16 protein-coding genes are annotated in these 15,125 nt (G+C 53.0%); 8 read left to right on the top strand and 8 right to left on the bottom strand.

What is annotated here, in order from left to right; genetic code table 11:
* Positions 1–10 precede the first annotated feature (10 nt).
* From D9A02_RS07010 to rpsT, 5 genes are all read right to left on the bottom strand, one after another.
* Positions 11–1,819, bottom strand: a complete 1,809-nt coding sequence (locus tag D9A02_RS07010) for a hypothetical protein (RefSeq protein WP_162932984.1) — start codon at positions 1,817–1,819, stop codon at positions 11–13.
* Between the two features lie 296 nt (positions 1,820–2,115).
* Positions 2,116–3,201, bottom strand: a complete 1,086-nt coding sequence (gene recF / locus D9A02_RS07005) for a DNA replication/repair protein RecF (protein WP_120500260.1) — start codon at positions 3,199–3,201, stop codon at positions 2,116–2,118.
* A gap of 52 nt (positions 3,202–3,253) precedes the next feature.
* Positions 3,254–4,372 (bottom strand): DNA polymerase III subunit beta, encoded by a 1,119-nt coding sequence (gene dnaN / locus D9A02_RS07000; RefSeq protein ID WP_120500259.1) that lies wholly within the window; start codon positions 4,370–4,372, stop codon positions 3,254–3,256.
* A gap of 129 nt (positions 4,373–4,501) precedes the next feature.
* Positions 4,502–5,860, bottom strand: coding sequence for a chromosomal replication initiator protein DnaA (gene dnaA / locus D9A02_RS06995; protein ID WP_120500432.1), 1,359 nt, complete (start codon positions 5,858–5,860; stop codon positions 4,502–4,504).
* Between the two features lie 512 nt (positions 5,861–6,372).
* A complete protein-coding gene (gene rpsT / locus D9A02_RS06990; protein WP_120500258.1) occupies positions 6,373–6,636 on the bottom strand; it encodes a 30S ribosomal protein S20 in 264 nt (87 codons plus the stop codon).
* A 316-nt stretch (positions 6,637–6,952) separates the two neighbouring features.
* On the opposite strand from rpsT, the gene D9A02_RS06985 reads away from it, so the two are divergent.
* Entirely contained in the window at positions 6,953–7,321 is a 369-nt protein-coding gene (locus D9A02_RS06985; protein ID WP_120500257.1) for a hypothetical protein, read from the top strand.
* Between the two features lie 128 nt (positions 7,322–7,449).
* Here D9A02_RS06985 and D9A02_RS06980 read toward each other — a convergent pair whose 3' ends face one another.
* On the bottom strand, positions 7,450–8,226 hold the full coding sequence (locus tag D9A02_RS06980; RefSeq protein WP_120500256.1) for an enoyl-CoA hydratase: 777 nt from the start codon (positions 8,224–8,226) through the stop codon (positions 7,450–7,452).
* Positions 8,227–8,290: 64 nt separating this feature from the next.
* Complete coding sequence (gene mutM / locus D9A02_RS06975; RefSeq protein ID WP_120500431.1) at positions 8,291–9,142, bottom strand: bifunctional DNA-formamidopyrimidine glycosylase/DNA-(apurinic or apyrimidinic site) lyase; 852 nt, start codon at positions 9,140–9,142, stop codon at positions 8,291–8,293.
* Between the two features lie 88 nt (positions 9,143–9,230).
* Between mutM and ubiE the strand changes: the two genes are divergently transcribed.
* The 6 genes from ubiE (at position 9,231) to D9A02_RS06945 (ending at position 13,490) form a co-directional block, all read left to right on the top strand.
* A complete protein-coding gene (gene ubiE, locus D9A02_RS06970) occupies positions 9,231–9,974 on the top strand; it encodes a bifunctional demethylmenaquinone methyltransferase/2-methoxy-6-polyprenyl-1,4-benzoquinol methylase UbiE (protein ID WP_120500255.1) in 744 nt (247 codons plus the stop codon).
* A 3-nt stretch (positions 9,975–9,977) separates the two neighbouring features.
* On the top strand, positions 9,978–11,510 hold the full coding sequence (gene ubiB, locus D9A02_RS06965; RefSeq protein WP_120500254.1) for a 2-polyprenylphenol 6-hydroxylase: 1,533 nt from the start codon (positions 9,978–9,980) through the stop codon (positions 11,508–11,510).
* A gap of 71 nt (positions 11,511–11,581) precedes the next feature.
* Positions 11,582–12,061 (top strand): UPF0262 family protein, encoded by a 480-nt coding sequence (locus D9A02_RS06960; protein ID WP_120500253.1) that lies wholly within the window; start codon positions 11,582–11,584, stop codon positions 12,059–12,061.
* A gap of 6 nt (positions 12,062–12,067) precedes the next feature.
* Complete coding sequence (locus tag D9A02_RS06955) at positions 12,068–12,520, top strand: low molecular weight phosphatase family protein (protein WP_120500252.1); 453 nt, start codon at positions 12,068–12,070, stop codon at positions 12,518–12,520.
* A complete protein-coding gene (locus D9A02_RS06950; protein ID WP_120500251.1) occupies positions 12,517–12,909 on the top strand; it encodes a ketosteroid isomerase-related protein in 393 nt (130 codons plus the stop codon). Before D9A02_RS06955 ends, D9A02_RS06950 begins: the two co-directional genes overlap by 4 nt.
* Positions 12,906–13,490 carry a GNAT family N-acetyltransferase gene (locus tag D9A02_RS06945; RefSeq protein ID WP_120500250.1) on the top strand — a complete coding sequence of 195 codons (585 nt, stop codon included), beginning with the start codon at positions 12,906–12,908 and terminating at the stop codon, positions 13,488–13,490. The genes D9A02_RS06950 and D9A02_RS06945 overlap by 4 nt, the downstream gene beginning before the upstream one ends.
* On the opposite strand, the gene D9A02_RS06940 is transcribed toward D9A02_RS06945, so the two are convergent.
* Positions 13,487–14,491: a DUF2125 domain-containing protein gene (locus D9A02_RS06940; protein ID WP_120500249.1), complete on the bottom strand. Its 1,005-nt coding sequence runs from the start codon at positions 14,489–14,491 to the stop codon at positions 13,487–13,489. The genes D9A02_RS06945 and D9A02_RS06940 overlap by 4 nt on opposite strands.
* Before the next feature lie 67 nt (positions 14,492–14,558).
* Between D9A02_RS06940 and D9A02_RS06935 the strand changes: the two genes are divergently transcribed.
* A complete protein-coding gene (locus D9A02_RS06935; RefSeq protein ID WP_120500248.1) occupies positions 14,559–15,086 on the top strand; it encodes a gamma-glutamylcyclotransferase in 528 nt (175 codons plus the stop codon).
* The last annotated feature ends 39 nt before the right edge of the window (positions 15,087–15,125 follow it).

Here is a 15,125-nt window from a genome sequence, read left to right as displayed (position 1 = left end):
AATCTTGAGGTCAATTCCGAACAATACTAAACAGCAAAAGCTCATCGCTAAGCCCTTCAATCCGGTGAAGCCATGCCACCTCATGCCCCGCAGCGAGTTGCGATCCGAAAGAGCCACTATCTCCATAGACAAGATTCCTACACAACATCAAGTAATCCACGTCTGTTCGGATAATTGCCTCACGAAGGGCCGTCTCATCCTGCTCAAATGGCAAAAGACCATCCCGAATAGCAGAGGGACTGCGATGATAGAGGCCCGTCACAACACTATGTGGTGTCAGTAGTAAAATCGGAGCACTCATATTTGCCGAGCTAAATATCTTGCCACGAGGAAGATCAGCTAGCTCTTTTATTAAGTCCAAATTACGACAGGTTTTGACGGCAGTTGATTGACTTGCCCCCTGTTCAGATGAGGTGTTCGATACATTTTCATTTTTATCCGGCTGGAGACTCCCCGCATAAGGCGCAAAGACAACTACAAGCAATGGCAATAACAGAACTAAAACATACCGGTTTCGACCTTCCCGGCGCGCTGTCAGAAATTCAGCAAGGGCAAAACCAATCAATATTGGTATCGCCGATGCTGCCAATAGTGTCAGGCGGATCTGTGACATGCTGGCCAGCACGCCCAGCCAAGAAAATAAAAGTAAAATACCCAATCGAGCTGTCGTAGCAGTATCCTCATGCTGAATAATAATGCGGCGAACCCAAATCGCCGTCATCAGAAATGTTATGGCGATGGTTGGAAGCACAAGTCCATAGACAATCACCTCCCCCTGGCTAAACGCCACAAAGATAGACCTAGCCTCCTCAATTCGGTTGCTAATGATATGGGTCACATCCGGTGGTAGGTTGCCGTAGGGGCCCGCGAAGCACGGCTCGATCAAAGGGTAAAGAAAAAAAACACCCAAAGCGCACAGCGCCAAGAACACCAATGTACGTGTGACCAAATGGCTCAATCTGGAAGACACTACCGCATAAACCACACTGATCCCCGCTCCGGTTGCCGCAATGGATAAATAAGGCACCGACAATTCATCGCAGTGATTCAGCGCCCACTCGGCCATAGGAGCCTGCCCATAAAACAAGACCACACTGCCAATGGCAGTCGTTACGCAGAAAGCCACAAACTGTGGCACGGACTGTGTGTACAACAGTAAAGCTCGGGCAACGAGTATTCCCCCAAACAAGGCAATGACCAATAACGCCTCAAGCCCGACAGCCAAAGACAACGCTGCTGCTGCCCCCCCAATTATGCCGCGCCGGATAGCAGGCCCGGGCAATACGGCTGTTAAAGTCAACACAGTCATTAACAAAATTTGAACGTTGTGATGATCCAGGCGCGCTCCAGAAAAGTAAACTATTCCCGTTACGGGCCACAGTATGATTGCCATCATCGAGGTCGCACCAACAAGCGGGCCGAACATTTTGCGTGCGCTGAAGCCAATCACAATCACCAACAAAACAAACAAAATAGCAGGCCATAAAACAATCCCAATCACTTGCGCTTGTTCAAAGGGAAGCACCATAGACAGCGGCCAGATAAGTGTTGCGATCCCAAGATCCACATAGCGGGACCAATGCAGATCAAGCCCTTCTGGTGGCTGCATCCGATATTGCCGCATATCAAACCACCCCTGCCCATTCATCCAATCCTGGATTGACAGAAACCGCATGATATCATCATTGTCTCCAGTCACTAGGAGTTCCATCATCGACTGACTGGCAAGAATTGCCATAAGCACCCGAATGCCTATGACCAACACAAGTACAACCCTGAAAATCTTCTCATCTAAGGAGGGGGAGGTCGCAGTATTCATGTAGGGATCATTCTCACGGCTTGTATTTCACCTAAGGTTAATATTCGAAAACCTGACCAGATATATCGCTGCAAAATATCACCCAACGATATTCCATGTTTCGATCATCATTCCGCCGACGTTCATCGCAATTCCACCTATTTCACTCCTATCTTTTAGCGAAGCCCGGACTTGAAGCAACCCAATTAAATATAGCACCCGGAGCTGGTGGTGCTGAGATCGTTTGACACTACTGATCTGTTACCCCGTCATTCTTCAACATCTATGGTACCCGCCGCATCGTGTTCGGGTCACCGTCATGGCAACCCATCTCCGGTCACCTCAATGTGTTGAGCTCGTTCACCCAGTTCCGTGAACAGTTCCGGCCCCGTACCCGTCATCCAAGCCTGCGCACCAAGCGCACAAAGCTCATCATAGAGCGCTGCCCGGCGACCAGCATCCAGATGCGCCGCAACCTCATCCAGCAACAAGATCGGAGGCGCACCAAAATTACGGGTCAGGGCACGGGCGTTGGCCAAAATCAACGACACCAGCAACGCTTTTTGCTCTCCGGTCGAACAGTCCCTGGCAGGAACACCTTTGGCCGCATAGACCCCGTATAGATCGGCGCGATGTGGGCCAATCAACGTACGCCCCGCAGCCAAATCGCGAAACCGGCTCTCAGACAAGGCATCGCGAAAATCAGATTCACTCTCTGGCATCTCACCTTCGCTGAGTGTCAATTCTAAGTCCGCCACTGGAAATGTGGTTTCAGCCTCAGCCTGTGCCGACTGCAGCTGCGCCAACGCAGCCATACGGTTTTGGTGAATCGCAACCCCAGATTCTGCCATCTGCCGCTCCAACGCCACATACCAATGGCCATCACGTACTTGATCTTTGAGCAGGCGATTACGTTCACGCATCGCCTTTTCAAAGGACAAAGACGCTTCCGCATGTGAGGGGTCAAAACTGAGCGTCATACGGTCCAGAAACCGTCGTCGCCCCTCAGCCCCTTCGATCCACAACCGGTCCATCGACGGGATCAGCCACAGCACCCGCGCAATACGCCCCAGAGAAACCTGTGATGCGGCTTTGTCGTCGATCCGCACCTGTCGCGCGGCGCCGCCTTCGGACCAAATCTTGACCTCATGCACCTGATGCAAGGATTGCAGGATACCGGTCAGCCTCCAGCCAATCGCATCCGGGCGCCGCGCCATATCCTGCGCCGCAGCACGGCGCAAACCACGCCCCGGTGAAAACAGCGATACCGCTTCAAGAATATTAGTTTTGCCCGCACCATTCGGGCCATGAATGGCGATGGGCCGTGCATCCAGTTTCAGCTGCGCAGACTTGTGCGAGCGGAAATACGAAATCGTCAGCGCAGAAAGATAAAGCCCCGGCATGCCGCCCTTTCATCTTTCCTCAAATACTCCCGTCGGAGGCATCCGACCGCTGTCACACGCGCATCGGCATGACAACGTAAACCGCTGTCGTATCATTGCCTTCGCGCATCAAGGTTGGGTCACCCGAAGAATTGAACATGAAGACCGCATTCTCACGATCAACCTGACTCGCAATCTCCAGCAGGTATTTGGCGTTGAAGCCAATTTCCAACCGCTCATCACCATAGGCCACGGCCAGCTCTTCTTCAGCGGCACCGCTATCTGGCGCATTCACTGATAGAACTAAGCGGTCCTCATCCAATGCTAGTTTAACCGCACGTGAACGCTCTGAGCTGACAGTTGCCACTCGATCCACTGCCTTGGCAAATTCTGCGGCATCCACTTCCAGACGCCGGGTGTTGCCCTGCGGGATCACTCGTGTGTAATCGGGGAACGTGCCATCAATTACCTTGGACGTCAGCGTAATGTCAGGTGTGGCAAAACGGATTTTTGTCTCAGAAACTGAAACGGCGATTTTCATCTCGTCGTCGTCCAGCAGTTTGCGCAGCTCGCCCACGGTTTTACGCGGTACAATCACGCCCGGCATATCACTTGCACCTTCGGGCAAGTCACTGTCGATGCGCGCCAGACGGTGGCCGTCTGTGGCAACGCAACGCAACACCTGACCGCCATCGGCGTCAGAGACGTGCATATAAACACCGTTCAGATAGTAGCGGGTTTCCTCGGTCGAGATCGCGAATTTTGATTTGTCAAACAAGCGGCGCAGATCGGGCGCTTTGGCGCTGAAATTGCTGGCATACTCTGAGGAGGCCATCACCGGGAAATCTTCTTTGGGTAGGGTTGCCAAGCTGAAGTTTGAGCGCCCTGCATCCACTGTCAGACGACCAGCTGCGGCATCAGCGGTCAAATTGACCAACGCACCATCGGGAAGCTTACGCACAATTTCATGCAACAGCACCGCCGAAACAGTTGTCGCGCCTGCGCGTTCAACCTTGGCCGGGGCTTTGTCGACCACTTCGATATCCAAGTCCGTGGCACGGAAATGCACAGCATCACCTTCGGCTTCGATCAAGACATTCGCCAGGATCGGAATGGTGTTGCGCCGCTCGACAACAGATTGCGCCTGACTTACCGCTTTGAGCAGCGTTGCGCGTTCGATGCTGAGTTTCATACCCTCACTCCCTTACAGTCACGGATTGATACCGGGAGGGGCAAGTTATCAACTTCCTCTTTCGGCTCAAGTCTTTTCTTTTCTAGAGTTTTCAGCCCAATTCACCCGAGGGTCAAGGGGGCGGGTGCTTCAGCCTTCCAAAGTGCGGCGCAGAAGTTCCAGATCTTCGGCGATCTGAGCATCCTGTGAACGCAATTCTTCAATCCGCTTAACCCCGTGCATAACGGTGGTGTGGTCGCGCCCGCCAAAGCGACGGCCAATTTCGGGCAGTGAGCGGCTGGTCATCTGCTTGCAAAGATACATCGCCACCTGACGCGGGCGTGCAAAGGTCCGCAGACGTTTAGGCCCGATCATATCCGACAAGCGAATATTGTAGTGATCCGAAACCTGACGCTGAATTTCCTCAACCGAGACTTTGCGCTCTGATGCGCGCAGCACATCCGCCAGACAATCCTGTGTCAGTTCCAGCGTAATCTCATGCCCTACCAAAGATGCAAAAGCGAACAACCGGGTCAATGCACCTTCAAGCACACGCACGTTGGTGCTGATGCGGTGGGCCAAGAATTCCAACACACCATCGGCCATTTTCAGGTCAGGATATTGACGGAAGAACTGATCGGTCTTGGTCTGCAGGATGCCAAGGCGCAACTCATAATCCGTTGGGTGCAGATCAACAACCAGCCCACACTGCAGGCGTGATTTGATCCGCTCTTCAAGATTGCGAATCTCGCCAGGCGCACGATCTGCAGAAATGATGATCTGTTTGTTCTGATCCACCAGCGCATTGAAAGTATGGAAAAATTCCTCTTGTGTGCTGTCTTTCCCGGCAATGAACTGCACATCATCCACCATCAAGACATCGACCGAGCGGAACATCTCCTTGAAGTCCATCATCTTTCGATCACGCAGGGCCTGCACAAAACGGTACATGAATTGCTCTGCTGACAGATAAACAACGTTTAGATCCGGGCGGCGGTTTTTCAGATCCCATGCAATAGCGTGCATCAAGTGGGTTTTACCCAAACCAACCCCACCATAAAGAAACAGCGGATTAAACGTCACCGGGCCACCTTCGGCCACGCGTTTCGCGGCAGCATGGGCCAATTCGTTGGGTTTCCCCACGACAAAACTATCAAATGTGAAACGCATATCAAGCGGTGCTGTTGGCACCTGATTGCCATCAGGCCTTGCAACAACGGGCGCAGGTTTGTCTGCTTTTTGCTCCGGTTGTGGTGAGGTCGTGGTGTTGGCCGCTGTCTGGAATTGGATGCGGCGCACCTCAGGTGCCAGACTATTAACGTGATACAAGATCAAATCGCCAAAGTTTTGGGATACATAATTACCTAGAAATACTGTTGGAACCACAAAATTCACAACACCATCTGCAACAAACGACAGCTCAAGCGGCTCAATCCAATTCTTAAAATTATTCTTCCCGACAGATGCCAGAAGGTTTTGTTTCAATTGGCCCCATTGTTCGTTTGTCATATTCACCATTCCGCGAGCTTCGATCGACCGACACAAAATTCATTACAGGCCATACATTGACCCAAGTTATTGGCAAAACATGACATTGAAGCGGAAAAGCACATCTTACTCAACCGCCGTAGCGGTCGATTGCTAAGATTTCATTTCCCGATCGGGCCTGACACGGTGGCAATCCTGATACGACGCGGAGATCCCCAAGAGTCCGCGCGTGGATTTGTAACTGCCGTGCATTCCCGTTGGACATGACCAGACCGAAGCCTAACCTGACGCAGAGCATTAACCATATGAGCATGCCCATTTGGTAAATCGCGCTGCTTGTCCCCCCAAGCGTGAATCGCTGAAATGAAACTAGCAATTTGAGTCGGGAGCGGGCAACTGATCTTCGCCCTTGACAGTGCGATTAGTCGAAAAGAATCTCAGGCGCCCGCTTTCCGTTGCTCACATGCAAAAAGGCACCGCAAAAAGCGATGCCTTCTCATATCAGCCTTGACAGGCCAACTTCACGATACCGTTCACGCCAGTGCCTTGACTCGCGCGGCCAGGCGCGACACTTTACGTGACGCAGTGTTTTTGTGCAGAACGCCTTTGGTAACGCCGCGCATCAGCTCAGGCTGAGCAGCACGCAGAGCGGCAGTTGCGGCGTCTTTGTCGCCAGAAGTGATTGCTTCTTCGACTTTGCGCAGGTGTGTACGGATACGAGAGCGGCGCGCTTTGTTAACGGCCTGACGACGCTCGTTCTGGCGGGCGCGTTTTTTTGACTGAGGCGTATTTGCCATGGATGAGGTCCTTTTCGGGTTCTCTATATTTCAATAGCGCTAAAGCGTCCCGAGCCGGTAGACCTAACCGGTGATTCTGGCCAGAGCGGGCCGCACGCGCATGTATTGACGCGTCCTATAGACAAATTTCCAACAAATGCAAATAGGAAACTTTCAATATGCGTCGTCATCAAGAAGCGCCCTCAGGCACCTATGATTAAAACTCATGCGTCCATGAATCTGAACGATCTGCAATAATTCTCGCATTCCTGCGCATTCATTAGGCGCAGAGCAGCACTTATTCAATACATATCAGAACATTCACAAGGAACACGATATGTCCGTCAAATTCGTAACGCGCCGTATTCACGCTTATCTTGATTACCCAGTAGCCTTTGCATTGATCGCTTTACCATTCGTTTTGGGCCTCGGCGAAAGCAACCCGATGGCACTATATTTGTCCGTGGTAACGGGTATCGCTGCCCTAGTGCTGACCATACTCACCGACCATCACCTCGGATTGATCCGGGTACTGCCTTACAGCTTGCATATGGCTGTAGATCTGGTTGTCGGATTAACCTTTCTTGCCGCGCCGTTCATCTTTGGATTCACTGGATTGGATGCAGCATTCTATTGGCTGAACGGGGCTGCAGTTGTGATGGTGATTTCATTACATAAGCCGGAAGACGCTCCAATGACTGCGTAATCAACGCAGGGATTTGCGTACAGGATGTACATTTTACCCCCAGAAATGTACACAAACCGCAAAACCCCAAAAACTATTAAAGCGCCCAAGGGCGCTTTAATTTCGTATTACAAAAAATACAGGCGGATTTATTTATCCCGGAATTGAGCTTCGCGTTTTTCCATGAAGGCAGCCATGCCTTCTTTTTGATCTTCTGTCGCGAAGAGCGATTGGAAAACGCGACGCTCGAACAAAAGACCTTCGCGCAGGGTGGTCTCATACGAGCGATTGACCGATTCTTTGACAGCCATGGTCGCGATTGCGGACTTTTCGGCGATTTTAACAGCGGCAGACATCGCCTCTTCCATCAGCTTTTTGACCGGCACGACGCGGGAGACCAGACCAGAGCGTTCGGCTTCATCCGCGTCCATGAAACGGCCAGTCAGGTTCATGTCCATAGCTTTGGATTTACCAACAAAGCGGGTTAGGCGCTGTGAGCCACCCAAACCAGCCATGACACCCAGATTGATTTCGGGCTGGCCAAATTTAGCGGTGTCGGACGCGATGATGAAATCGCACATCATTGCCAATTCGCAACCACCACCCAGCGCATAGCCAGACACAGCCGCGATAATCGGCTTTCGGAAGCGCATGATACCGTCAGCCTCTGGGCCAAACAGATCTTCGCTGAACACATCAACAAAGCTTTTCTCGCTCATCATTTTGATGTCTGCGCCGGCGGCAAAGGCTTTTTCTGATCCGGTAATGACAACGCAGCGTACTTTGTCATTTGATTGCGCGTCGTCCAGTGCACTCACCAGCTCGCCCAACAGCTGATCATTCAGCGCATTCATAGCGTCGGGGCGGTTCAAAGTAATGAGGGCAACGTGGTCTTCTATTTCGACGATGATCGTCTCATAGGCCATGTGGTATGCTTTCGCTTGTTCCAGTCAAAGATGATTCATTACCATTCTGGCAGCGCTGTTCAACCTATCTTTGACATTTTGAACAATAGAAGGAGGAACGTCCCGACTGCACGATGCGATTGATCACACCTTCACATCCGTCATTTTTGCAGGGGTCACCTTCGCGGTCGTAGACGTCGAAACTATGTTGAAAATAACCTAATTCGCCATCCGCTTGCCTGAAATCACGCAAGGATGATCCGCCTGCCTCAATTGCCTCGGACAGCACATCACGGATGATAGGAACCAGCAAAGAAACGCGACGTCCTGAAATGGCACCGGCCTTGCGCTTTGGGGAAATTTTAGCACGAAACAGGGCTTCGCAGACGTAAATATTGCCCAGACCTGCAATGATTCGCTGATCTAGTAGGGCCGATTTTATCGGGGTGTTCTTATCCTTCAGTGCAGCGATCAAGTAGTCCTCGGAAAAGGCATTGCCCAGAGGTTCTGGCCCGAGCTTGGCCAAAAGTGGGTGACTTTCAGCGGTGTCACTGGGCAACAGATCCATCGCGCCAAACCGGCGCGGGTCGTTGAATGTGATTCGCGCACCGTTACCCATTTCCAACACCACATGGTCATGTTTTTGTGGTGCGGGGTGCTCATGTAGGAACTGCCCTAGCGGATCGCCCGAGATCAACATACGACCGGACATGCCCAGATGGATCAGCAGTGTTTCCCCCGAGGACAGATCCGCCAAAATGTACTTTGACCGCCGACGCAGGGCCTGCACCCGCTGCCCCTGTAGGCGTTCGGCCATGTTTTCAGGAAAAGGCCAACGTAAATCAGGGCGATTAACCTGTGCATCTTTGATGATCTGCCCCTCCATCGCCGGGGTCAGGCCACGGCGGACGGTTTCGACCTCGGGCAATTCTGGCATGATCAATTTTCCTTGCGGCAAAAGGGGCGCATTGTATCCCGGCCCCGGCACCTTATAAGAAGAACTGAAACACAAAACGGCAAGGCCCATGAGCGAGAAAACAACTCATTTCGGTTATCAGGATATTCCCGAGGCGGAAAAAGCCGGGCGGGTGCAGGGCGTATTCGGTTCGGTCGCATCAAAATATGATGTCATGAATGATGCCATGTCCTTTGGCATTCACCGCATCTGGAAGGATGCGATGATGGATTGGCTGGCGCCGCGCCCGGGGCAAAGGTTGCTGGATGTGGCCGGTGGCACAGGCGATATCAGCTTTCGCTTTCTGAAACGTGCGGGCCACGGTCATGCCACAGTTCTGGATCTGACCGAACCGATGTTGGTGGAAGGGCGCAAACGCGCCGAGGCTGATCAGATGGCCGACAGCCTGGATTGGGTGACGGGTGACGCGATGGCGCTACCGTTCAAGGATAATACCTTTGATGTTTACACCATCAGCTTTGGCATCCGGAATGTGACGCGACCTCAGGAAGCGCTGAACGAGGCGTTTCGGGTGCTGAAACCCGGTGGGCGTTTGATGGTGTTGGAATTCAACCAGATCCCCAATGACATGATGCAGAAGGCCTATGATCTTTATTCCTTCAATATCATTCCGCGTATGGGACAGGTGATTGCCAACGATAAAGACAGCTATCAGTATTTGGTGGAATCGATCCGTCAGTTTCCCGATCAGGAGACGTTTTTGCAGATGGTGCGCAACGCGGGTTTTGAAAACGCTAAGTACCGCAATCTGAGCCTTGGCATTGCTTGTTTGCATTCGGGTTGGAAAATTTAACGTATGCGCGGCCCTCATAATATTCTGCGCCTGATCCGAACAGGCGCCACGTTGGAACGCACCGGTGCGATGAGCCTGATCATGGAGGCGATGGATGCGCCGCCATTGGTAAAGGTAACGATGCGTTGTCTGGCTTGGCCATTTCAGTGGCTGGGGTACAAGGGTGAAACCTCTATGCCTCCGGCCACGCGGGCGCTGACGGCTCTGGGCCCCGCCTACATCAAGTTTGGTCAAATTCTGTCGACCCGGCCGGATCTGGTGGGTGACGGGCTGGCGACGCAATTGCGGGTGTTGCAGGACAAATTGCCCGCCTTCCCGAAAGAAATTGCCGAACAGGAAGTTGCAGCTGAATTGGGATCTCCGGTAAATGAGTTGTTTGACGATTTCAGTGCCCCGGTTGCGGCAGCTTCGATTGCACAGGTGCATAAGGCGCGGTTGCGCAGCACGGGCGAAGACGTCGCCGTAAAAGTGCTACGCCCCGGCATTGAAAAGGCGTTTCGCAAGGATATTGATGCCTTTTATCTGGCCGCCAACACCATTGAATTTCTCTCGCCTGCGTCACGCCGGTTGCGACCCAGCGATGTGATTGCGCATTTTGAGGGTGTGGTTCTGGGCGAACTGGATCTGCGGTTAGAGGCGTCTTCGGCGTCAGAATTTGCGGCGAATACCGCAAATGACGAAGGGTTTGAGCTGCCGGACGTGAAATGGGAGCATTCCTCGCGCCGGGTCATGACGATGGCTTGGGCTGATGGTGCCGCGCTTGGGGATAATGATGCACTGGATGCAGCCGGACATGATCGGGTGGCATTGGGCGAACGGGTTTTGCAATTGTTCCTAAGCCATGCGCTGCGTGATGGGTATTTTCACGCCGATATGCATCAGGGCAACCTGAAGGTCGCGGCCAGTGGTAATATCATTGCCTATGATTTCGGCATCATGGGGCACATTGATGAATATACCCGCCGGGTCTATGCCGAGATCCTTTATGGGTTCATCAAACGCGATTATAAACGTGTGGCAGAGGTGCATTTTGAGGCGGGATATGTCCCTGCTGATCAGGATGTTGACGAGTTTGCACGTGCCCTGCGTGCTGTGGGTGAGCCGATATTCGGCATGGATGCGCACCAAATCTCAATGGGTGGGTTGTTGAGCTATCTGTTTGAAGTAACAGAAAAATTTGGCATGGAAACCCGAACCGAGCTAATCTTATTGCAACGTACCATGGTGGTGGTTGAAGGGGTCGCGCGGTCGCTTAGCCCGCAGATCAACATTTGGCAAGTCGCCAAACCCGTGGTCGAGGATTACATCCGCAAAAGCATAGGTCCCCGTGCGATGGTGCGTGATTTGGGAAAAACCATGTCCGTCCTGATGCGCTATGGCCCTCGCTTGCCGGTTCTTGTGGAAAACGCGCTGATCCGACAATCACAGCAGGTTGAATTGAATACTCAGCCAAACCGGTGGCGCACAGCCATTTATCTGGCCGCAGGTGCCGCGATCGGGGTTTCTTCGACACTGATTGCAACGTTTTTGTGGTGATCTGACCTCGGTAAGATTGCCCCAAAACGCGCGCTGCGCTAAGCAGAGGCGACTCACACAGGAAGACCGCCATGAGCCGCATCAGCCATATCGCGCTGGACGACGCAAATCTGCCGCCGCCCACGCCTGAAATCGAACAAGAGCGCAAAGTCGCAATGTTTGACCTGATCGAGGATAACACCTTTGCCCTGCCCAAGCGGGATGATCGTGTCATTCCTGATGGCCCCTATCATGTTGGCCTTTCCATTCGTGAAAAACGTCTGGTGTTTGACATCAAAACCGAAGGTGAAGAGCCGGCAGCAGAATTCCATCTGTCGCTGTCACCGTTCCGCCAGGTGGTCAAAGATTACTGGGCGATCTGCGAAAGCTATTTCGACGCGGTCAAAAATATGCCCCCCAGCCAGATCGAAACAATCGATATGGCGCGACGTGGCATCCATAATGAGGGTGCCCGCGTGCTTGAGGAACGTCTGGACGGCAAGGCCGAGATCGACAATGACACCGCGCGCCGGTTGTTCACGTTGATCTGCGTCCTGCACTTCGGAGGCTAAACCGCGATGGCGCCAGAGCTTCCTCAGTCGGTCCTGTTTTGCTGTGACCACAATTCGGCCCGTTCGCCCATGGCCGAAGGTATCATGAAAAAATTCTACGGCACAGATACCTATGTGCAATCTGCCGGTGTGAAAAGCGACCTTGAGATCGATGGATTTTCCATCGCTGTATGTGAAGAAATCGGCGTGGAACTGTCGCGCCACCGCACCCGCAGCTTTGACGAGATGGAAGAATGGGGTGATGATCTGTCTTCATTCGATTTGGTTGTCTCACTGAGCCCCGCCAGTCAGCGCCGTGCGCAGGAATTGACCCGTCTGTTTCATCTTGATGTCGTGTACTGGCCAATCATGGACCCCACTGGATTGGGCGAAAACCGTGAGGCCAAGCTCAATGCATATAGGCAGGCCCGCGATCAGATTATTGCGAAGCTCATCGAAACCTGGGGAGACCCAATATGAACCCAACAGTACAACGCTATTTTGATGCCTTTAATCGTGGCGATGTTGACGGCATGCTGGATTGCCTGAGCGACAACGTGGCGCATCATGTCAACGAGGGCCAAGTTCGGGAAGGCAAAGAAAAATTCCTGGCCTTTTGCGAGCATATGAACCGCAGCTACCGCGAGAACCTGACCGATATGGTAATTTTTGATGCGGAAGGTGGCACCCGTGCATCTGCCGAGTTTGTCGTCAATGGAACCTATCTGGCGACCGATGAAGGTTTGCCCGAGGCGAAGGGTCAAACCTACCGCTTGCCTGCCGGGTCTTTCTTTAGTCTTGCAGATGGCAAGATCACCCGCGTTGTGACCTATTACAATCTTGCAGACTGGACCCGTCAGGTTTCATGATCCGGGTTGAGCGCCTGACTGGTTCCGCGCTGGCCGACGCCCTGCCGGATGTGGCGCAGCTGCGGATCACAGTATTTCGCAGTTGGCCGTATTTGTATGATGGTGATGCCGCCTATGAAGAAAAATATCTGCAAACCTACCGTGACAGTAAAAATGCAATTTTGGTGGGGGCCTTTGACGGGGATCGTTTGATCGGGGCCTCGACCGGTACACCGATGGAGGATCACGCAGAGGATTTTGCAGCGGCCTTTGCCCAGACCGGCTTGGATTTGAGCGACATCTTTTATTGCGCTGAAAGCGTGCTGTTGCCTGAATATCGGGGGCAAGGGTTGGGCCATGCGTTTTTTGATGCGCGTGAGGCGCATGCCCGTAGTTTAGGCCGAAAATATTCGGCCTTTTGCAGCGTACAACGGCCACAGGATCATCCGCTTCGCCCTGAAAATTATCGCCCGTTGGATGCCTTCTGGAGTAAGCGAGGCTACAGTCCGGTTGAGAGCGCTGTGGCATCCTTTCGCTGGAAAGACATTGGTCAGCCAAAAGAAACAGATCACGATCTGCAATTCTGGATGCGCGCGCTTTAACGCAGCTTGATAACAGGCGCGGGGCCCAGAGGCACAGGGCCGAATTTCACTTTGCCGTATTCAAAGGTCAGTGGAATATCCAAGGTTTCGGGATTGCCAGCCAGTGTCGACAAGAGCGACAAGCCATCCTTAAGGCTACCGCCAAGCCCTTCGGGCACTGCGCCAGAGGCGATTGTCAGTTCGAGGATTTCTTTCCAATTGCGGGCTTTGACGGTGATTTCACCGGTGGGATATCCAGTGGAATCAACACTGACCTCACCCGCCAATTGCAGCAAAAGCCGGCCCCAGCGTGCCTCGGCCAGGCGAATGTGAATGTTACGTGGCTGCGGGCGGGCAGTGTTGATGGCTTCCATGCTCCACAATTCATCAAAGGACACGGTCAAATCTGCGCTGATGGCATCAAGGCTGTCAGGTAAAGCGCCCTTGGGGTCGATCAGTTTTTTCCACGGCAGGGAGGGCTTAAAGTCATCGATCTGTAGGCCCAAACGATACGTTGCATCCTCGGCTTCTGGCTCCCGTTCCGCAGCTAGAACAAATGAGGTCAGCGCAGCGGTATGCCCCTTGCTGTCGGTGACATCCAGTTCGGTGGCGGTGATGGTCGCCCGGTTCAGGGTCAAGTTGGCCACGTTTTCGGCGACGATGCTGGCACGCATGTCTTCGCTGACAACTTGGTATTTGTCGATCGGCGTGGCCAGCTGCTGTTGGTCCGGCCAGACCGCGATCAGGTGACCGGGGTTATAGCTGAGTGCATTGATTTGAAATTCAGGTGCAGTCCAAGCCCAGCCGGTGCCAGGATCGGCGAGGTATATATTTCTGAAATGGCTGTCAAAACGGTTTGGGAAGCCTTGCACCTCATTTGTGTTGTATTCTGCTAGCCAACCTTCGCCGCGGCGATCATCGAACCATTGTTCCACCCCGGTTTGCAGGCTGGACGAGCCAACGAACCAGTAGCTGGCCCATACGATAGAGCTCAAAACGATCAAACTAAGTAGCGTACGCATATCAGAGGCCCTTTTCTGCGGGGATGCGATGGTGTTTATAGGCCACAAATGCGCGAGGAACAGCAAAATGACAATGTGGGTTTTCGGATATGGATCTTTGGTATGGAATCCGGGGTTTGAGCCGCAAGAGCGGGTCATTGCCACCCTGCCCGGCTATCACCGCAGTTTCTGTATGCGCAGCATCCACCACCGTGGAACCGACGAGAACCCCGGTCTGGTTCTGGCGCTGGATGCCGAGGACACTGCCCAATGTCGTGGTGTCGCATTTGCCGTCAAACCAGAAGAGGAAGCCCGCGTTCTGGCAGAGCTACGCGAACGCGAACTGGTTTCATCTGCTTATCTTGAAAAGGACCTAGAGATTGACCTTGCTGATGGTCGTACGGTTACAGCTGTCACCTATGTGATTGATCCCGATCACGTTCAGTATTGTCATCTGGAACTGGAAGAGCAGGCGCAGATTATTGCCCATGCCGTTGGCGGGCGCGGCCCGAACACCGAATACCTTTATAATACGGCCTCTCACCTGATCGAATTGGGCATTAAGGATTCAGAGCTGGAGTGGCTTTCAAACAGGGTGCAAAGCATCCGCGCATAAACCCTTGGCATTGAAACGCGCGCGGCGTAACCTGCCCGC

This window comes from Roseovarius sp. EL26, assembly GCF_900327775.1.
Taxonomy (GTDB): domain Bacteria; phylum Pseudomonadota; class Alphaproteobacteria; order Rhodobacterales; family Rhodobacteraceae; genus Roseovarius.
This window is presented reverse-complemented; position numbering and strand designations above follow the sequence as displayed.